Source organism: Streptomyces sp. SAT1, from assembly GCF_001654495.1.
GTDB lineage: Bacteria > Actinomycetota > Actinomycetes > Streptomycetales > Streptomycetaceae > Streptomyces > Streptomyces andamanensis.
In genome coordinates this window covers 4705052-4724371 of the sequence record NZ_CP015849.1, presented here as the reverse complement: position 1 = coordinate 4724371, position 19320 = coordinate 4705052, and the positions used below count along the sequence as shown (strand labels likewise).

The following is a 19320-nucleotide window of genomic DNA, read 5'->3' as shown; positions in this document are numbered from 1 at the left end:
CGGCAGGCCCTTTTCGCCCCATACGAGCGGTTCCCCGAGGAATTCCGTACGTACGCGGTGAAAAGGGCCCCCCGGCCGTTCGTCGGCCGCTGCCGCGCCGCACCCGGCTGAAGGGTGCGGCACGGCACACGCTGTTGTCGTCAGCGGTTACTTCTTGACCTCAACGCCAGTCACGATGGGGTCACCCTGCTGGTCGTACTTGACGTTCTCGACCTTCTCGGAGTAGCCCGCGTTGACCTTGTAGTACCAGAGCGGGATGCTCGGCATGTAGTTCGGGAGCTGCTTCTCGACCTGCTGGTAGAGCTTCTCCGACTCGTCCAGCGTCTTGGCGGCGTCGGCCTTGGCGATCAGGTCGTCGACCTCCTTGCTCGCGAAGCCACCCTGGTTGCCGTCGGCCTTGGAGCCGAACAGGTCGCGGATGAAGTTCGAGATGAAGGGGTAGTCGAGCACCCAGCCGGAGCGGTAGAGCGACTTGACCTGCTTGTTGTCACGCGCGTTGGTGTCGGCCTGGAAGTCGGCCTTCGAGTCGCCCGTGCACGCCACGCCGGTGGCCTTGGTGATGGAGCCGCAGACGGCCTCCACCCACTCCTTGTGACCGCCGTCCGCGTTGTACTGGATGGAGATCTTGTTGCCCGGGACGCCGCCACCCTCCTGGATGAGCTGCTTCGCCTTGGCCGGGTCGTACTTGGTGATGTCACCGACGGCGTTCGGCTGGTAGCCCAGGACGCCCTTGGCGACCCAGCCGGTGGCCGGCTCACGGGTGCCCTGCAGGACGGTCTTGGTGATGGTGTCGCGGTCGATCGCCATCGACAGGCCCTGGAGGACCTTCACGTTGACGTTCTTCCACTGCGGCGCGTAGAAGGCCACGGCGATGGTCTGGATCGCCGAGTACGACTGGTCCACCGCGCGGTCGCCGAGGTCCTGCTTGTAGACCGGGAGGTCACGCGGGGCGACCTGGCGCATCACGTCGAGGTTGCCGGACTTGAGGTCCTGGTAGGCGGTCTCGAGCTTGGCGTAGTTCTTGAAGACCACGCCGCCGTTCTTCGCGGCGTTCGGACCCTTGTAGTCGTCGTACTTGGCGACCTCGATCGACTGCTTGTGGCGCCAGCTCACGAACTTGTAGGGGCCGTTGCCGATCGGGTGCTCGCCGGCCGCCTTCGGGTCCTTGTAGAAGGACTCCGGCAGCGGGTCGAAGACCTCGTAGCCGAGCTTGTAGGTGTAGTACGGGATCGGCTTCGACAGAGTGATCGTGAAGGTGTTGTCGTCGACGACCTTCAGACCGGACATCTGCTCGGCCTTCGGCTTGCCGCTGGCCGGGGCGACGTCGTCGTAACCCTGGATGTCGGCGAACCACGCGCTGTTGGTCTGCTTGTTGGCCGGGTTGGCGGCCCAGTTCCACGCCTTGACGTAGGACGTGGAGGTGACGGGGGTGCCGTCGTGGAACTTCCAGCCCGGCTTCAGCTTGACCGTGAAGGTCTTGTTGTCCGTGGTGTCCACCGACTGGGCGTTCACCATGACGATCTTGCCGCTGGAGTCGTAGTCGACGAGCCCGGAGAAGATGGACTTGATGACGATGCTGCCGTTGGACTCCATGGTGTTCGCGGGCTGCAGCGGGTGCTGCGGCTCGCCCACCTCGACGGAGAACTTCCCGTTGGGGTCGGCCGCGGCCTTGCTGTCGCCGCCCTTGTCACCACCGCCGCCACAGGCCGTCGCGCCCAGCGCCACAACCGCGGCTATCGCAACCCACTTGGCGCTCTTGGCACCACGCATGGGGCTCCTCCTCATGAGTCCATTGGTTCACCGCATGGAGGGGCACTTGACGCATCACCGTTACCGGTGCCTGAAATGCTCAGGTGCCCCCTGGCTCGTGAGTCGGCGCCTCCATCAGCGCGTGACCCGTTGATCCGAGCTCTACGCGCCTAACTATCTGCCATCCGAACCGTACCGAACCACACCTTCCAGGTCTCGGTTCGATCACACCTGCCGTGTACTTCTTCCAAAATCCGGACAAAGGGTTTGGTGAAAGATCCCTGCGAAACGGACTTGTTACACAACTATCGGGCGAGACTGTCCGCATAGCGGACAAGGTGTGGTGGAAAACCGGTTGCACCGGAGGGCGGGGCGAGCACGCCCGCGGCCCGGCCCGACCGGGGGCCGAGGACAGACCGGCGCGATGACTCGGCAAGCCGTAGATTCCGGTCACTCTAACAATGGCGCGAACCGCCGTAGGCGACACCGGAAAGACCGGCCCCGGTTGTAGGGAAAACCCTGTACGGACCTGACACGCCGGCCCCGCTACCGGCCCGTGGAACGGCCCTCGGGAGTGCCCCCGCGCCGAACGCGGCGGGCCCGCCCGGCGTGCTGCCGGGCGGGCCCTGGGTGCCATGGGCGGCCGGCCGTCGGGGGCCGGCCGCGGCTCAGCCGTGCTTGGCCCGGCTGGCGGCGCGGGCGCGGTCGCGCGCGTCCAGGCTCACCTTGCGGATGCGGACCGCCTCCGGGGTCACCTCGACGCACTCGTCGTCGCGGCAGAACTCCAGGGACTGCTCCAGGGAGAGCTTGCGCGGCGGGACGATGGACTCGGTCACATCGGCGGTCGAGGACCGCATGTTGGTGAGCTTCTTCTCCTTGGTGATGTTGACGTCCATGTCGTCGGCGCGGGAGTTCTCACCGACGATCATGCCCTCGTACACCTCGGTGCCCGGCTCCACGAAGAGCACACCGCGCTCCTGGAGGTTGGTCATCGCGAAGGCGGTGACGGCACCGGAGCGGTCGGCGACCAGCGAACCGTTGTTGCGCGTGGTCAGCGTGCCGAACCAGGGCTCGAAGCCCTCGTGGATGGAGTGGCCGATGCCGGTGCCGCGGGTCTGGGTCAGGAACTCGGTACGGAAGCCGATCAGACCGCGCGAGGGCACCACGAACTCCATGCGGACCCAGCCAGAGCCGTGGTTGGACATGTTGTCCATCCGGCCCTTGCGCACACCCATGAGCTGCGTGACCGCGCCCATGTGCTCCTCGGGCACGTCGACCGTCATGCGCTCGACCGGCTCGTACGTCTTGCCGTCGACGTCCTTGGTGACGACCTGCGGCTTGCCGACGGTCAGCTCGTAGCCCTCGCGGCGCATGGTCTCCACCAGGATGGCCAGCGCCAGCTCACCGCGGCCCTGCACCTCCCAGGCGTCCGGGCGCTCGGTCTCCAGCACGCGCAGCGAGACGTTGCCGATCAGCTCGCGGTCCAGGCGGTCCTTGACCTGGCGGGCGGTGACCTTGCGGTCCTTGACGGCCGCCTTCGCGTCGGCGCCCTTGCCGGTGCCGCCGCGGCCGACCAGCGGCGAGGTGTTGGTGCCGATGGTCATGGAGATCGCCGGCTCGTCGACCGTGATCAGCGGCAGCGGGACCGGGTTCTCCGGGTCCGCCAGCGTCTCGCCGATCATGATGTCGGGGATACCGGCGACGGCGCAGATGTCACCGGGGCCCGCCTTCTCGGCGGGCTTGCGGGTGAGCGCCTCGGTCATCATCAGCTCGGAGATCCGCACGTTCTGCACGGAGCCGTCGCGCTTGATCCACGCGACCGTCTGGCCCTTGCGCAGCTCGCCCTGCTCCACGCGCAGCAGCGCGATACGGCCGAGGAAGTTGTCCGCGTCCAGGTTGGTGACGTGCGCCTGGAGCGGCAGCTCCTCGTCGTAGGTGGGGGCCGGGATGTGCTCCAGGATGGTGGAGAAGAACGGCTCCAGGCTGTCGGAGTCGCCCGGGACCGTGCCGTCGGCCGGCTTGGTCAGCGAGGCGATGCCGTCACGGCCGCAGGCGTAGACGATCGGGAACTCGATCTGCTCCTCGTCGGCGTCCAGGTCGAGGAAGAGGTCGTACGTCTCGTTGACGACCTCGTCGATCCGGGAGTCCGGGCGGTCCGTCTTGTTGATGCACAGGATGACGGGCAGGCGCTGCTGGAGCGCCTTGCGCAGCACGAAGCGGGTCTGCGGCAGCGGGCCCTCGGAGGCGTCGACGAGCAGCACCACACCGTCGACCATCGACAGACCGCGCTCGACCTCGCCGCCGAAGTCGGCGTGGCCGGGGGTGTCGATGATGTTGATCGTGATGGGGTCCCCGCCGTCCTTGGGGTGATACTTCACCGCCGTGTTCTTGGCGAGGATCGTGATGCCCTTCTCACGCTCCAGGTCGTTCGAGTCCATCATGCGGTCGTCGACGGAGTCGAGCTGATGGGCGGCGAAGGCACCGGCCTGCTTCAGCATGCCGTCGACGATGGTCGTCTTGCCGTGGTCGACGTGGGCGACGATGGCGACGTTTCGAATGTCGTGACGTGTTGCGGACACGGCCATAGTGAGGCGTACTCCCGGAGTGTGCGGACGGCTGCGCGTACGTCCTCGGTACACGCGCCCTGCCGGGCTGAACACGCCACGGCCTCACCCCATCGTACGGGTGCGCCGCCCCGGGGGCCTGCGCGGCCGGGTGCGGGACGCTCCCGGCCCGCACCCGCACGCCGCTACGAGGACGCTCCGGACGGCCCCTTCGCGCCCTTCCTCAGGTAGCCCATGTCCTCGTAGACCGGGGTCTGGAAGCCGAAGGCGCCCACGTTGGCCAGGGTGTCGCGGACCGCGACGAGCTGGGGCCGCTGGTAGAGCGGGATGGACCCGGCGCTCGCCCAGATCCGGGCGTCGGCCTTGCGCACCAGGTCGCGCTCCCGCCCCTCGTCCAGGGTGGCCAGGGCCTGGTCGAAGAGCTGGTCGACCTGGTCGGTGCCGACCCGGGTGTAGTTCTGCTGCACGTTCAGGGAGCCGTCGGCCGCCGGGACGGGCTTGGCGTACACCGGGCGGGCGTCGGTGGCCGGGTAGGCGGAGGCCGGCCAGGAGTACAGGGCCAGGTCGTACTGGCCGGCGGCGATGTGGTCGCGGAAGTAGCTCTCGTCCGGGACCTTGGTCACGTCCGTGGCGATGCCCACCTTCTCCAGCATCGCCGTGATCCGGTCGGCGACCTTGCGCAGCGTCTCCGAGCCCGGCCCGGAGGGCAGGACGAAGCGGAGCGTGAGCGGCTTGCCGTCCTTGGCCAGCGGCCCGGCCACCGTGCCGGCCGGGGCGGCGGTGCCCCGGGGGGCGTACGCGCCGGGGGCGCCGTCCTGGGCGAGCTGGCGCGTCCTGGCGCCGTTCTCGGCGCTCTCCTCGTCGCGGGGCCTGCCCTTGCCGTCGCCGTTGTGCTCGATGTCGTCGTTCACCCCGACGATGTACGTACCGTCGCCGTCCCCGCCGCCCGCGTCCTCGTGCCCCTGGGCGCCGGCCGCCTTCTCGCCCTTCTTCTGCTTGTCCTGCTCCTTGCCCGTCCCGGCCACCCAGCCGGCGTCGGCGAGCAGCGCCTTGGCCTGGGCGGTGTCCTGGCCGCCGAGCGCGTCGCTGCTGTCGGCGTAGGCGGCCTGCCCGGACAGGGCGAGGTGGCTGCCGACCGGGGTGGCGGGCAGGCCGAGCGGCTTCAGGACGATCTCGGCGAGCTCCTTGCGGTCCAGGGCGTGCGCCACGGCGTGCCGGACGCGCTCGTCGGCGAGCGGGCCGCCGGCGCCGTTCAGCGCGAGCTGGGTGAAGGCGGGCTCCAGGGACTTGCGCACCTTCACCCCGCGCAGCGCGTCCTGCTGGCGGAGATAGGTGGTGAGCGTGCCACGGCCCGCGGCCAGGGCGCGGCGCTCGCGCCCGGCGGCCTTCTCGTCGGATCCGTGCACCAGTGCCCAGGAGCGCAGCGCCTTGGCGGCGGTGCGCCCGCCGGCCGGGCCCTGGAAGGGCGAGCTGCCCCGGGCGCCGTCGGCGAGGGTGATCCGGTCGGCGTCGGCCGGGTCGATGTCGGCCACGTCCACGGTGCCGTCGGCGAGCGCGGCGGCCCGTTTGTCGCGCGCCACCTGGTGCAGCACGATCTCGTTCAGCTTGGCCGGGTGGCCCCACCAGCGCGGGCTGCGGGCGAGGACCACCTCCTTCTCCGCGGTGTCGATCTTCTGCACGGCGAAGGGCCCGGCGCTGACCTTGAGCTTCTTGCGCGCCCCGTCGTTGAAGTCGTTGGCGGTGCCGGTGACGTCCTTGGGGTACAGCGGCGAGAACAGCGACTTCCAGTCCGCGTAGGGCCGGGCGAAGGTGACCCGGACCTCCAGGTCGTTGGCGCCGCGCTCGACCTTCTCGATGCGGTCGTAGCCGGCGTTGCGCGCGGTCCAGTACGCGGAGTCCTTGCCGGACAGGGCGCGCCACTGGGCGGCGAAGTCGGCGGCGCCGATCTCCCGGCCGTCGCTCCAGACGGCCTGCTGGTTCAGCCGGTAGACGACGACCTGCCTGGGCTCGGTCTCGACCACCCGCGCGGAGTCGAGGTAGTCCGCGTCGCGCTGCGGCCGGCCGCTGGCGTCGAGGCGGAACATGGCCGGCAGGACCGCCTGGGCGATCCGGGTGGTGCTCGCGTCGGCGTCCGCCTGGAAGGTGTTCAGCGTCTCGGGCATCGTGTCCACCGCCCAGCGCAGCGTGCCGCCGTCGGTGACCTGGGCGCGGGCCGCGGGGGCGATGTCCTGCCCGGCCAGCGGTCTGCTGCCCTCGTCGTCCGAGCCGCAGCCCGCCAGCAGGGGCACCGCCAGGGCGCCCGCGGTCAGGAAGGCGACCGAGCGCATGACCGCGCGGGGCCCGACACCGTCGTACGACATCTGTGCTACCTCCGGGGAGCCGCTCCCGCCGGTGGGCACGGGCCGCGTGCTGCTCGTGCCCGGTGAGGCCCTGTCCTGCTGGCCCTGTCCTGCTTGTGCGCATTCGGCGGTATATGTGGCGTAGGGCATATTTGGAACTGATCAGATCTATGGCCCCACTGAAGAGGAAAGCGTCCGCCCCCCGGCGGCGACACGACGGGAGGCGGGGGAAGGTCACTCGGGTGGAGCAGTGCGGGCCCAGCCCTCCCGGTAGGCGGTCCAGTCCGCCTCCGTCGCCGCGAAGTCGACGTACAGCGCGACACCGAAGCGCACGCGGTCCGCGTCCGTACGCGAGAGGCCGAGGCGGACGCCCCGGACGGCGGCGGGCACGGTCTCGGCGTGGTCCCAGTGGCCGAACCGGTTCTCGTGGAAGAAGGGCAGGCCCATCAGCAGATCGGTGGTGGGCGGGGTGGCCTCCAGGGCGAGCGAGGTCTGCTGGGCGACATAGCCGCCGTACAGGCTCTGCGACGGCTGCATGGTGTCGTACGACATCACCGCGATCTGGTCGACCCGGCGCGCGACCTCGCCGAAGTACGCCTGCGACCACCACTTGGGGTGGCCGGTGAGGGTGCCCCACACGGAGTGGAAGGCCGGGAGCGGGTCGATCTGGTGCGCGGCCACCGACAGGACGGCGCCGCGCGCGTGGGTGAGGGCGCGCAGGTCGTCGAGGAGGCCGAGGTAGTCGCGGTCGCCGGAGTGCAGCGGCTCCAGATCGAAGTGGGCGCCCTCGAAACCGGCCGCCAGCACCGCCCGGGTCGACTCGACCACCGCCGCGCGCGTCGCCGCCCGCTCCAGCCGCAGCCCGTCCGGGCTCTCGGTGGCCAGCACGTCCCCCAGCCACGCCTGCACCCGCACCCCGGGCAGCGCCCGGTGCACGGCCGGTATCAGGCGGCCCGCGTCCCGGTACGCCGACGCGGGCAGCGTCCCGTCGTGCTCCAGCGGGCCCGCGTGCACGTACAGATCGCGGATGCCGGTCCCGCGCAGCCGCGCGGCCAGCGCCTCGATGTCGGCGTCCTTCTTCCGCCCGTCCACCCAGGCGTGCCCCAGCCAGATCGCGTCCTGGCCCCGGGTGCGGGTGCCCTCGGCCGGGTCGCCCGTGTAGTTCACCCGCAGGGCGGCCTCGGCGGCGAGGAGCGGGAGGAGGAGGACGAGGACGAGGGCGAGGAAGGTGCGGCGGGCGCGGCGGAGGGTGCGGGAGCGGGGGGTTTGCTTGTGGGGGGACTTCTTGTCGGGGGTGGGCTCATGGGGGGTGGGCTCGTCGGGGGCGAGAGCGAGGGCGGGAATGTCCGTGGCGGTATCCGTCGTCTCCTCCGGCCGGGCGGCCGTCCTGCTGCCGCTGTCGTCTCTGCCGCCGTCGCTGTCGCCGTCTCTGCCGCCGTCGCTGTCGCCCGTGGTGTGGCCTGTGCTGTTCTCCATGGCGCTGTTCCGACCCCTTCCGCGTTGCCGTGTCCGCCCGCCCGTATCCGTCCCCGCCGGTGCCGCGGCCCCGGTCGCGGGCCCGCGCCGGCGGTCATACGCTCCCGAACGTGACGTCATCCCCGGCCCGCGGGGTCCTGCCCCGCCGCGCGATCCCGCACCGGTGCGTGCGGGCGGCGCGGGCCGTGCTGGGCGGCACGGCGGGGCTGATGTGGCTGGCGCTTCCGGTGATGACGATCAACAACGGCACCGCGGTTGCGGCGGCACCGCGCTCCGGGCCCGGCCCGGCGGCGGCTCCCACCGCCGCCGCCGCCGCACCCGGGCAGGACGAGACGTCGGGCGCCGACCTCGTCCTGCCGCTCGCCGCGGTGGGCGCGGTCGCGGTGGGCGCCGGGTACGGGTACGTACGGCGCACCCGGCGGGCCCGGACCCGTACGACACCGGGCGGCGGCCACGACGAACCCGCCGAGGCCCGCGGACTCGACGAACCCCTCGAAACCGAGGAGCGGGCGCGGCGGTCACTCGTCATGGCCGACGACTGCGTACGCACGAGCCGTGAGGAACTCGCCTTCGCCGAGGCGCGGTTCGGCGGCGCGGCCGTGGCGCCGTTCGCCGCGGCCGTGCGGGAGGCGGGGACGGAGCTGGCGGCGGCCTTCGCCGTGCGACTGGTGAGCGGCGACCGGACCGCTCCGACCGCTCCGACCGCTCCGACGGACCCGGACGGGCTGCGGCAGGCGCGGGCCGGGGTGATCGGACGCTGCGAGGAGGCCGGCCGGGTGCTGGACGCGGCGGCGGGCGACTTCGACGCGCTGCGGGGCCTGGACCGGGGGGTCGGCGGGGCGGTGCGGGTCGCCGAGACCCGTTTCCGCGCGCTGACGGGCCGCACGGCGGCGGCGGAGTCGGTACTGGCCGGTCTCGCACGCCGCTACGCCCCCTCCGCGTCGGACCAGGTGACAGGCCACGCCGAACAGGCCAGGGACCGCCTGATGTTCGCCACCGTCCACCTCAACCAGGCACGCCAGTCCGCCGATCGGGACGAACGCGACGCCGCCATCGCCCATCTGCGCGCCGCCGAGGGCGCGGTGGCGCAGGCGGCGGTGTTCCTCGACGGCATCGAACGTCTCGCCGCCGCGCTGGACGAGGCAGCGGCCCTGGTCCCGGCCGCGCTGAGCGGGGCGGAGGCGGAACGGGCGGCGGCGCGGACCGGCCCGGCGGACGTACCGGCGGACGTACCGGCCGGTGAGACGCGCTCGCGCGTGCTGCACCTGGACGGCGTACTGGCCTCCGTGCGGCAGGAGTTGGCGTCCGGGCGGCCGTACGGTCCGCTGGACGCCCTGCGCCGGATCGTCGCGGCGGCGACTCCGCTGGGGACGGGGCGTACGGGCGTCCTGTCGGCCGCCGCGCTGCTCGTGGCCCGCAGCACCGTCGCCGGGGCGGCAGACTTCGTCACGACACACCGGGGCGCGGTGGGGCCGGAGGCCCGTACGGCGCTGGCCGAGGCGGAACGCCTGCTCGCCGTCTCCGGAGCCACCGCCGACCTGCTGTCCGCCGACACCCTCGCCCGCGCGGCCCGCGAACGCGCCGAACAGGACGTCCGCGTCCACGGAAATCCCTGCGCCGACGCGGACGTTGACGCCATCGGCAGCCCCACAGGCGGTCCCGGCTTCTCCGGTACTCCCGGCGCCGCCGGTGCCGTCCTCGGCGGCATCCTGCTCGGGCCCTCCCCCACGGCCCCGCCCGCGAGTTTCGGCGGGCCACGTACACGGGCGCGTCACGTCGGCGGCCGCAGCTCCTGACACGCCGTGACCCTTATTTGTATGATGATGAGATCTTGACGCGAGTCGGCCTGCTCGGACGGGGCCGACGAACGGGGGGCAGTGCATCGTGATCAAGCCTGAGGAGATTCCGCAGTTCACGGGTGATCTGGAACTGCTGGAGAAGGCGTACGGGAACCTGAAGACGGACGCGGGCCACATCCGCTCGACCGGTCAGGACGTCCACACGAAGTTCCAGGGACTGTCGGCGTATTACCGGGCTCCGGAGGCGGAGCAGTTGTTCGCGTCGACGAAGCCGGTGAAGGACCGTGCGGACACGTTCGCGACCGGGCTGGAGTCGGTGTCGGGGGCGTTGTCGGGGTACGCGACGGAGATCCGTCCTCTCGTCAAGAAGCTGGAGGATCTGAAGGACGAGGCGACGACGTTCGTCGATTCGGTCAAGGACGACGACGACTGGCAGTACGACGGTGACAAGGTCGACCGGCACAACCGGATCCGGGACGAGATCACGCGGACGGTCGCGGCGTTCTGGGCGGCGGAGCGTACCTGTCACAACAAGATCACCGCGTTGTTCCACGGTACGCAGATGGTCACGGGGGACGGATCCGACCGCAAGGACCAGTACGGGTTCGACGCGGATGATCTGAAGAACGCGAAGCTTCCCTGGGGCGACCCGGTCGAGGAGAAGCACCACTGGTACGAGGTGGGTCACTGGGTCAAGTCGTTCGTGTGGGACGGCCTGATCGTGGACGGTGTGTGGGGCACGATCAAGGGCCTGGGCACGCTGGTCGGTTTCGGCGGCTGGGAGGCGATGGGCCAGGCGTGGAAGGGCCTCGCGCAACTCGCCACCGGCCTGGTCCTGACCTCCCTGCCGGGCCTGGGCACGCTGTTCTGGGCGCTGCCCGACGACAAACTCCCGTCCTGGATCCGTGATTCGCGCACCGCGATGAAGGAGACGGGGAAGGCGCTGGTGGCGTGGGACGAGTGGGGCAAGAACCCCGCCCGCGCGGCCGGAGCGGTCACGTTCAACGTGCTGACCACCGTCTTCACCGGTGGTGCGGGGGGTGCGGCGTCGGGTGCGGGCAAGGCCGGCGCGGTCGCCAAGGCACTCTCGGTGGCGGGCAAGGCGGGCAGGGTCATCGACCCGATGACGTATGTCGCCAAGGGCGCGGGCGCGGGCCTGTCGAAGATCGGGGACATCACCAAGGCCCTGAAGGGCATCGGCAAGATCGACATCCCGGCCCTCCCCGAGAACGCGATCACCCTCCCCAAGGACGCCCTCAGACTCCCCGACGGCAGCTTCCACCTCCCCGAGGGCACCCCGATCCCGGAGGGAGCGACGAAACTGCCGAACGGCACCTTCAAGCTCCCCGACGACGTCCCCGTCGTCCACGACGGCGCCCACCCCCTGCCCACCCCCGAGGACACCGGCCCGCTCTACGGACACCCCGACGGCCACATCGTCGACGGCAACGGCAAGATCCTCATCCACGCCGACGAACTCCACAAACCCCCCGCCACCGGAGCGGGTACGGGCCCGGCGGGCTCCGACCTGCCCCGCACCCCCAGCCCCGCCCGCGAACCCGCCCTCGTCGGCACCGCCCCCCACACCGCAACAGAGACCGCCGCCCACACCGGCGAACACCTCCACCTCGGCAACAGCCTCGACACCGACCACGGCGACCTCGGCCGCACCGGCAACCACACACCCACCACACCCACCATCCACGCCGGCAGCGACCACCTCCCGGTGGTCAGCAACAGCGTCGATCATCTGCCGAGCACTTATCCGGGCGACGGTGTGCACGCTCCGGGGCACGACCTTCCGCGAGGTCACCACCAGGAAACCGTTCATCCGCAGTCGCACGACGGCCCTGTGGGAGGGAAGCAGGAGGCTCCCCCCTTCCGCTCGGAGCGCCCCGGAGAGCCGGCGAGCGGCGACCACTCTCCCGCAGGCGACGATCACACCCCTCCCGGCGAGCACGGCACGCACGAGCCCCGTCACGAGGGGCAGGAGCACCCGAACGGCCACGGGGACGAGCACGGACACGGGCAGGAGGGCGACGATCCCGCCGCCGGTTCCCCGGACGAACCCGTACACGACGCCGACGATCACACTCCCGCGCATGAGTCCGCTCATGAAAAGGACGGGAACCCCTACTCCGGGCACGAGCCGGATTACTCACGACCTGCTCTTCTGTCGGGCGACGGCCCTCTTACGCTGCGCGATGTCCGCAACGAACGCGTGGTACGCAATCGATGGGAAATGGGCGAGGAATACCACCGGCAATTGTGGCACGGCGACCCCGAACGCCATTACCCGGTTCCCACGAACACCGATCCGAAGTATCCCGTGACCGCCACCGGCGGACGCAAGGTGGACGTTCCGGTCGATTTGCCCGACGGGCGCACCGTCGCCGTCGAGGTGAAGACGTACGGGCAGTACCGGACCATCACGTTGAAGGACGGCACACACGAGACGATAAAGAACGAAGTGCCGCTCAGTAAGCACATCAAGGAGCAGATCCACAAGGATGTCGCGCTCCGTCGTATGAATCCTGGATATGATCCCCGGTGGTCCTTCACCCACGCCGGCCCTTCCGACGAACTGAGGAACTACCTCAAAAAGGCGAAGATCATATTCCTGGAATACGGTCCGGCACCCAAAAAGGACCAGTGGGACCTGCCGGCCAAGAAGAAGTAGACTGCTCGCTGGCCGATCGAAGGGTTGAGGACGATGCAGAACCAGACGCCGGATGGGTCGGCTTCCGAAGTGGAAGCCTGGGCCGAAGGCGCCCACCGCAATGCTTCGGGGCTCGCGTCCAGCCTCGGAGTGAGCCCGGACCGCTACGCAGAGGATCCCTTGCTGACCGTGCCCGGCCTCCAGAGCTACGTCGAGCGACTTCCGCTGAACGAATTCGAGCAGTCCGACTGGATCGGGCTGCACACGGACCTGACGTCGTTCCTGGGTGACCTGCTCGTCCGCCGGTACCCCGCGCGCTGGGTGAAGACCGAGGACCCGAACTCACCCATGGGCTACCGGTACATGGTGGAGGCGAAAGGTCTGGACGGCAGGAACTACCGGGTCGAGCCGTACGACGTGGTGATGGAGGAGTTCCACCACCTTCCCATCGAAATCGTGCGGATGATCGCGAACGCCGAAGCGGTGCTGCGTCTGACGCCGACGGTGGACGAACTGGCAGTCTCCGAGATGTCTTTGGAGGAGCTCATGGGAGAGACCAAGGACTCCGACTGAGAGACCGAGCCGAGTACGGAACCCGCGTCTAACTGATCGTTTCGCGGTGGGGTCCGTGAGAGACGGGATGCTGGGACGCCCGGCTTCGTCCGTAGGATCACTCCATGCCTGCTGACAAACGCGCAACCCGGTCCACGTTCTCCGGTCGTATCCAGCCCATAGCGGCTCCTCAGCCGATGCCGGAGCTGCCTCAGCGGATCTGGTCAGATGACGACTGGAAGCGTATCCAGCTCGGCTATGCGTCGCGGGACATGGACGAGAAGTGGGACGTCTTCACGGAAGGCAAGGTCGTCTTCCTGCACCGAAGCTGGACGGGTATCGGAACCTTCGCGGCGACCTTCGCGCCTGTCGATGGCGGTGGATGGCGGATCAGCAGTGCCGTAGTTGAACGGGACGCCGAACGCTACCGAGGAACGGACGATGCCTACGACTGCGTCATGCTTGAGCTGGTGATCAGCGCCATCGTGCTTGGAGAGTCGGCGACTGACCTCCGTACGAAGCTGGTCGAGTTGACGCGTCGGAAGTCGAGTTCCGATGCTCCGGGCTGATTCAGCACAGCGCCCTGGGGCTGCGCTCGGATTCCTGGCCGAGCGTTCTGGGACTGCTGGATAGACGTCGGATGCAGATCAGGCTGCAGGCAGTTCGAGCAAACCCCGGAACAGCCAACGGTCTCTGTGGGGACATCGCGCCACGCGACACCGGTCCGCAGCACATACATGACGCCGGCGAGCGCCACTCGGTCGGGAAAGCGCAGCCGTCCCGGGTGGCGATGGCGCCGTTCGGGGGCGGGCGGCAGCAGCGGGGCCACCCGCTCTCACAGCTGGTCAGGAACAAGATCAGCACGCACCCGGACACCCTGCCGACCAAGATCGTCGGACACAAGACCCGCAGCTCAACTCATTCTGAAACGATCAGTTACTCCTGCTGGACAGCCGGAGTTGTCGGTGTGCCCGGCGGGGCTCGCCTGCGATGCACGCGCTTGGCTGGCCAACTACGACAGAGCCGCTCAGGCATTGTTCTTACGGAAGACCAGCAACGCGTATGAGTTCATCCCAAGGCCTTGGCCGTAGGCGTTTACGTGATCGAGCCGCCAGCCTTCCCGTTCAACTATCTGGATCGCGTCTGCCACCTCATTTCCATAGGTGACAACGGAGTGGACGGTGTGGCCCGTTACGCGCCGTTCTCGCGCGTCTTCGCCGTAACTCAGCATTCGCCCAGCCGCAGCACGTGGATCGGTCATTTAGCGCTCCTCTCCCTTCGAGCGACTTTAGTGGCGTTGCAGAAGCGCCGGTACCCCACGCCCCTGCCGCAAGTCACGGACGGACGTTTCAGAGCCTTAAGCCGCGGTGGAGAGTTCGCACCAGACGACCTTCCCCCGGTTGCCCTCCCTAGCCAGAGGCTGCCAGCCCCACAGGTCGGCGCACGCCTTGACCAGGGCGAGGCCGCGACCGCCCTCCAGGTCTGTCACCCGGTCCGGTGGCAGGGGAGGCTCCGGGGGCGCGGGGTCGGTGTCCCACGCGCTGATCCGCAGTACGCCCACCGCCCAGCGCAGGCGCAGCGCCGCCGGGCCCTTCGTGTGCCGTACGGCGTTCGAGACCAGCTCTGCGGCGAGGAGTTCGGCGGTGTCCACGAGCCGGATCAGGCCGTGCAGGGTGAGGGCCAGGCGCAGGGTGCGGCGGCTGACTGTGACCGCGCGCGGGTCGTTGGGGATGTAGAGGCAGTACTCCCAGGGAGTGGTGGCTGCCGTGATGTCGGTTCCGGTTTCTCGGGCATGGGGCGACTCCGTGAGGGGATGGGGTTCTGTGCGGTCGGCGGGCGGTGGCCTGTCGCAGCCGTCGCGGCAGGACGGAGCGGTGCGCTTCCGGTACCCCGGGGTTCCGCAGCGTGTGCGTCGCATCACCGACGGTAGAGATTAGTTTTAACCTGAGGCAAGCCGATCGCGTAACCTGACACCCGAAGGAGTCGCGATTCCCGGCAGGTTGGGCGAGGAGCAGGTCGATGGGAACCAGGCGTGAACCGGCGGCGCGCCAACTACGTCTGGCGACGGAGTTGCGCCGACTCCGGGACGCGGCCGGCCTCAGCTCGCGCCAGGCCGCGGAGCTGCTAGGCGTCAACTCCGTACAGATCAGCCAGATCGAGGCGGGCACCACCGGCGTGAGCGAGGAGCGCTTGCGGCGCCTCGCCGCCCACTACGCGTGCACGGACCAGGCACTCGTCGACGCGTTGGCCGCCTTCGCGACCGACCGGACGCGCGGCTGGTGGGAGGAGTACCGCGGGCGTCTGCCCACCTCGTTCCTGGACCTGTCCGAGCTGGAGCACCACGCCACCTTCCGGTGGGACGTGGACTTCCTGCACGTACCGGGGCTTCTCCAGACGGAGGACTACGCGCGGGCGCTCTTCGCCTGCCGGGTCCCACAACCGCCTGGCGAGGAGGTGGAGTTGCGTGTGGAACACCGAATGCGGCGCCGCGTCATCATCGAGGAACCATCGCCCGTCCCGTATGACGTACTGGTCCATGAGGCGGCGTTGCGCATCAAGGTCGGCGGCCGGGCAGCCTCGCGCGTCCAACTCGCCCGCATCCTTGAGCTCTCGGAGGCGGACCACGTCAGTGTGCGGGTGATTCCTTTCGAACTGGACGACTTCGCCGACGTCACCGCCGCCATGGTGTACGCGGGCGGTGTGGTGCCACGCTTGGACACTGTCGTACGGGATGGTCCGCACGGCGCGCTCTTCATCGACTCCGAGGCCCAACTTGCCGTCTTCCGAGCGCTTTTCCGTAGGGTGGAGACCGTCTCACTCGGCCCGGAGCGGTCGCGTGACCTCATCCACAGGCTGGCTAAGGAGCTGTGAGGCGATTCTGATGGGACCTGTCGAGAACTGGCGCAAGTCCACCCACTCCGGTAGCGGCGACGGCAACGCCTGCGTGGAGATCTCCCCCCGCCCCGCCCGCACAGCCGTCCGCGACTCCAAAACCCCCGGCGGAGCCGTCCTCAGCTTCCCCTCCACCGCGTTCGCCGCGTTCGTCGGTGGCCTCAGGGCGGCGAGCGGGCGGCCGGGGGAGGCGGAGGTTTGGGGATGACGTCCGGAGCCGTCCGTGTCGACCGCCATGAGTTCCGTACCGACAACGCGGCGGAACTCATCGCACCGATCATCAAGAACACCGCGGACATCCTCGACGGCATCGAGACCTCCGAGGACGACCGCTACGACGCCCTGCCGAGCACCCTCACCCTCGCGAAGTGGCGGTGCCTGACCGATCCGCGGGCCGCCGAGTTCCCGAGCTGGGAGGCGTGGGTCACCGCGACGCAGGTCGGCAGCGCGCTGTTCGCCTCCGGTACGGCGGCGGAGGGGCCCGTGCCGTGCCGGATCGGCAGCAGGGGCGAGGTCAAGCAGCTCCCCGCGACCGGGCCGCAGGACCAGCTGCACGCCGGGAACTGGCTGACCGCCTTCTACCTCGCGGTGATCTGCCGGGAGAACGGCCGGGTCGACCGGCTTGCCCGGGTACCGGTCTCCTTCCTGCGCGCGTCGGGCGCGGAGTTCGACGAGTACGTCTATGCCTGGGTGGAGACCCTCCAGCACCTCTGGTTCGGTCGCCCGGCCGTCTGGGACACCCTCGTCACCTCGATCGACGGGACGGACCCGCGACGGGCCCCGATCGCCGGTCCCGAGCTGATGCTGAAGATCCTCCACCCGCCGCTCGACCTGTTCCAGCGCTATCTGCGCCGCGAACCCGGGCAGTTCAACACGGCGCTGGCCGACGCCCTGACCCGGCACAAGGAGTACTGGACGGCCAACGAGGCCCGTTCCCTGAGCGGCGAAGGGCTCGTGGCCCTCGCCCCGCTCGCCGTCGCCTGCATGGCCCACGACGCCGACATGCCCGTCGAGGTCGAGTCCGAGTACCTGCCCCGGGCCCTGCTGAGGCGGTCCTGAGTCGGCGAGTACGACACCTGAGCCGCGAGAGGCCGAGAACCGAGATGCGCACGCGCGCCGCCCACGTCGACCGGCACGAGTACCCGACCGGCGATGTGCCGGACACCCTCGAAGCGCTCGGTGAGACCGCGGACTGGATCGTCGACGAGTTCGCCGGCTCGCCCGTGCTGCGTCCGCAGGCACTGAGCACCACACTCGCCTTGGCGCAGCAGCGCTGTGCGCTCGATCCGCGGGCCGCGGAGTTCGCGACCTGGGAGGCGTGGGTCACCGCCATGCAGACCGGGTCCGCGCTCTTCGCCGCGGCGACCGCGCCCGCGGGCGGCAGCGTCACCTGCCGGATCAAGGACCGGGAACGGGTCGTCCCCGCCACGGGTCCCGAGGCCCATCTGAACGCGGGGACCTGGGTCACCGCGTTCTACCTGGCGATGGTCTGCCGCGCCAACGACCGCCTCCGCCGCCTGGCCGAGGTGCCCGTCTCCCTGCTGCGCGGGTCCGGCGCGGTCTTCGACGAGTACGTCTACGCGTGGGTGGGCGCGTTGCAGAGCTTCTGGCTCGGCCGCCGGGACCTGGGCGACCGGCTCGTCGCCGCGGTCGACGAGACCGCCCCGGAGGTACGGCGGCACACGGACGCGGACGCGGACCTGGTGTCGCAGCTCCTCTATCCGCCGATGATGCTGCTCTACCGCGTCGTCCGCCACGACAGCGCCGCGTTCGGCACGGCGCTCACCGACGCGCTGCGCCGGCACAGGGCCTACTGGACCGCCGACGAGGGCCGCGCCACCAGCGCCGACGGCCTCGTCGCCCTCGGCCCCCTGGCCATGGCCTGCCTCGCCCACGACCAGGGCCTCACCGTGGAGGTCGAGTCCGATTACCTCCCCCGGGCCCTGCTGGACCGGTCCTGGGTCGGGGAGTACGACACCTGAGCCGTCTGTGTCGGTGATTCGGATTCAGCCGCGCCGCCGGGTGCGGGTCGCTCCCGCTGTCCCCGCCGCCAGAGACGCCATGGCCGCCAGCGCCGCGGTGCAGCCGCCCAGCAGCATGACCGTGGAGGCGGAGGTGCGGTCGAGGGTGGCTCCGCCGGTCAGGGCGCCCAGGGAGAGCGTCGCCTGGAAGGAGGCGGTGAAGAGGACCGATGCCGCCTCCGGGGTGTCCGGGGCGCTCTCGGCGAAGCAGGTCCGGGAGGCGACGGGGACGGCTCCGTAGGCGATGCCCCAGGTCAGGAGGAGGAGCACGGCGCCCGTTTCGCCGTGGCCCAGGGGTGGCAGCAGGAGGGTCGACGCGGCGATCAGGGCGGCGGCGGCCCCGAGGACGGCACGGGGGTGCCGGGGTGCCCATGCGCCGCCGAGGAAGTTGCCGAGGATGCCGGCGGCCCCGTAGAGCAGCAGGAACGCGGTGACCGTGCCGTCGGCGGCGTGGGTGACCTGGTGCAGGAACGGGGTCACGTAGGTGTAGGCACCGAAGTGGGCGAGTACGACGAGGAAGGTCAGCAGGAGTGCGCGGCGGGTGCCGGGGGCGCGGAACAGGCCGCCGAGGACGCGCAGCCGGGTGGCCCCGGCCGGGGGGAGCGGCGGCAGGAGCAGGAGCAGCATCAGCAGGATGCCGCCGGACAGGACTCCCAGGGCCGTGAAGGCCGTTCGCCATCCGAAGAGGTCTCCGGCGAGGGTGCCCGCGGGTACGCCGAGGACGGATCCCAGGGGGACGGCGGAGAAGAGCACGGCGGTGGCCCTGCCCGCCGAGGCGGGCGGCACGAGCCGTTCCGCCAGTCCCGCCCCGATCGACCAGAAGCCGCCGATCGTGATTCCGACCATGATCCGGGAGACCAGCACGAGCCAGTAGTCGGGTGCCGCGGCGGCGAGGAAGTTCGCCAGGGCCAGCAGGAGCGTGAAGGCGCAGAGCATCAGCCGCCGGTCGAGGCGTGCCGTGGCCGCGGTGACCAGCGGGGCGGCGAGCGCGGCCAGGAAGCCGGGCATGGTCATCGTCAGCCCGGCCGTGCCGTCCGAGACGGTGAAGCCGGCTCCGATCGAGGTCAGCAGGCCGATGGGCAGGATCTCGGTGGTGACGACGGCGAAGAGGCCGAGCGTCACCGCGATCACGGCCGGCCACCCCGGCAGCGGGGATCCGGGGGCCGCGGGGCGGCTGGCGGCCGGGGTGGTGGTGGTTGCCGGCATGGTGGGTGTCCCGTCCTGTGGAGGCAGCGTGATACGCCATCAGTCCAGCAGTGCTCGGGAAGG

Annotated in this window: 15 protein-coding genes and 1 pseudogene; 8 read left to right on the top strand and 8 right to left on the bottom strand. The window is 70.3% G+C overall.

Going from position 1 to position 19320, the window contains the following annotated elements; translation table 11 throughout:
- Window positions 1-147 precede the first annotated feature (147 nt).
- From A8713_RS20485 to A8713_RS20470, 4 genes are all read right to left on the bottom strand, one after another.
- Window positions 148-1770 (bottom strand): peptide ABC transporter substrate-binding protein, encoded by a 1623-nt coding sequence (locus A8713_RS20485; protein ID WP_064535033.1) that lies wholly within the window; start codon window positions 1768-1770, stop codon window positions 148-150.
- Window positions 1771-2417: 647 nt separating this feature from the next.
- The gene (typA, locus tag A8713_RS20480; RefSeq protein ID WP_064535031.1) at window positions 2418-4334 is read right to left on the bottom strand and encodes a translational GTPase TypA; all 1917 of its coding nucleotides are present in this window, start codon (window positions 4332-4334) and stop codon (window positions 2418-2420) included.
- A 164-nt stretch (window positions 4335-4498) separates the two neighbouring features.
- Window positions 4499-6673, bottom strand: coding sequence for an ABC transporter family substrate-binding protein (locus A8713_RS20475; RefSeq protein WP_064535029.1), 2175 nt, complete (start codon window positions 6671-6673; stop codon window positions 4499-4501).
- Window positions 6674-6886: 213 nt separating this feature from the next.
- On the bottom strand, window positions 6887-8128 hold the full coding sequence (locus tag A8713_RS20470; RefSeq protein WP_064535027.1) for a hypothetical protein: 1242 nt from the start codon (window positions 8126-8128) through the stop codon (window positions 6887-6889).
- Window positions 8129-8358: 230 nt separating this feature from the next.
- On the opposite strand from A8713_RS20470, the gene A8713_RS20465 reads away from it, so the two are divergent.
- The 4 genes from A8713_RS20465 (at window position 8359) to A8713_RS20450 (ending at window position 13707) form a co-directional block, all read left to right on the top strand.
- Complete coding sequence (locus A8713_RS20465) at window positions 8359-9924, top strand: hypothetical protein (protein WP_237305561.1); 1566 nt, start codon at window positions 8359-8361, stop codon at window positions 9922-9924.
- A gap of 88 nt (window positions 9925-10012) precedes the next feature.
- Entirely contained in the window at window positions 10013-12607 is a 2595-nt protein-coding gene (locus A8713_RS34345) for a hypothetical protein (protein ID WP_237305429.1), read from the top strand.
- A gap of 33 nt (window positions 12608-12640) precedes the next feature.
- Window positions 12641-13159: a hypothetical protein gene (locus A8713_RS20455; RefSeq protein WP_216826778.1), complete on the top strand. Its 519-nt coding sequence runs from the start codon at window positions 12641-12643 to the stop codon at window positions 13157-13159.
- A gap of 104 nt (window positions 13160-13263) precedes the next feature.
- Window positions 13264-13707 (top strand): hypothetical protein, encoded by a 444-nt coding sequence (locus A8713_RS20450; RefSeq protein WP_335743775.1) that lies wholly within the window; start codon window positions 13264-13266, stop codon window positions 13705-13707.
- Between the two features lie 101 nt (window positions 13708-13808).
- On the opposite strand, the pseudogene A8713_RS33230 reads toward A8713_RS20450, so the two are convergent.
- From A8713_RS33230 to A8713_RS20445, 3 genes and pseudogenes are all read right to left on the bottom strand, one after another.
- Window positions 13809-13967: pseudogene (locus tag A8713_RS33230) on the bottom strand (transposase); the annotation flags it as partial.
- Window positions 13968-14165: 198 nt separating this feature from the next.
- Entirely contained in the window at window positions 14166-14399 is a 234-nt protein-coding gene (locus A8713_RS33830) for a hypothetical protein (protein ID WP_173860785.1), read from the bottom strand.
- A gap of 96 nt (window positions 14400-14495) precedes the next feature.
- The gene (locus tag A8713_RS20445; protein WP_064537614.1) at window positions 14496-14909 is read right to left on the bottom strand and encodes an ATP-binding protein; all 414 of its coding nucleotides are present in this window, start codon (window positions 14907-14909) and stop codon (window positions 14496-14498) included.
- A gap of 248 nt (window positions 14910-15157) precedes the next feature.
- Here A8713_RS20445 and A8713_RS20440 point away from each other — a divergent pair, with 248 nt between their 5' ends.
- From A8713_RS20440 to A8713_RS20425, 4 genes are read left to right on the top strand one after another with little or no spacing between them, the layout of a single operon-like run.
- Window positions 15158-16009, top strand: coding sequence for a helix-turn-helix domain-containing protein (locus A8713_RS20440; RefSeq protein ID WP_064535022.1), 852 nt, complete (start codon window positions 15158-15160; stop codon window positions 16007-16009).
- Between the two features lie 10 nt (window positions 16010-16019).
- Entirely contained in the window at window positions 16020-16238 is a 219-nt protein-coding gene (locus A8713_RS20435; RefSeq protein WP_064535020.1) for a DUF397 domain-containing protein, read from the top strand.
- The gene (locus A8713_RS20430; RefSeq protein ID WP_237305428.1) at window positions 16235-17089 is read left to right on the top strand and encodes an immunity 49 family protein; all 855 of its coding nucleotides are present in this window, start codon (window positions 16235-16237) and stop codon (window positions 17087-17089) included. Before A8713_RS20435 ends, A8713_RS20430 begins: the two co-directional genes overlap by 4 nt.
- Before the next feature lie 44 nt (window positions 17090-17133).
- Window positions 17134-18012: an immunity 49 family protein gene (locus tag A8713_RS20425; RefSeq protein ID WP_064535013.1), complete on the top strand. Its 879-nt coding sequence runs from the start codon at window positions 17134-17136 to the stop codon at window positions 18010-18012.
- Between the two features lie 24 nt (window positions 18013-18036).
- Here A8713_RS20425 and A8713_RS20420 read toward each other — a convergent pair whose 3' ends face one another.
- Window positions 18037-19257, bottom strand: a complete 1221-nt coding sequence (locus tag A8713_RS20420) for an MFS transporter (protein WP_079159056.1) — start codon at window positions 19255-19257, stop codon at window positions 18037-18039.
- Window positions 19258-19320 lie beyond the last annotated feature (63 nt).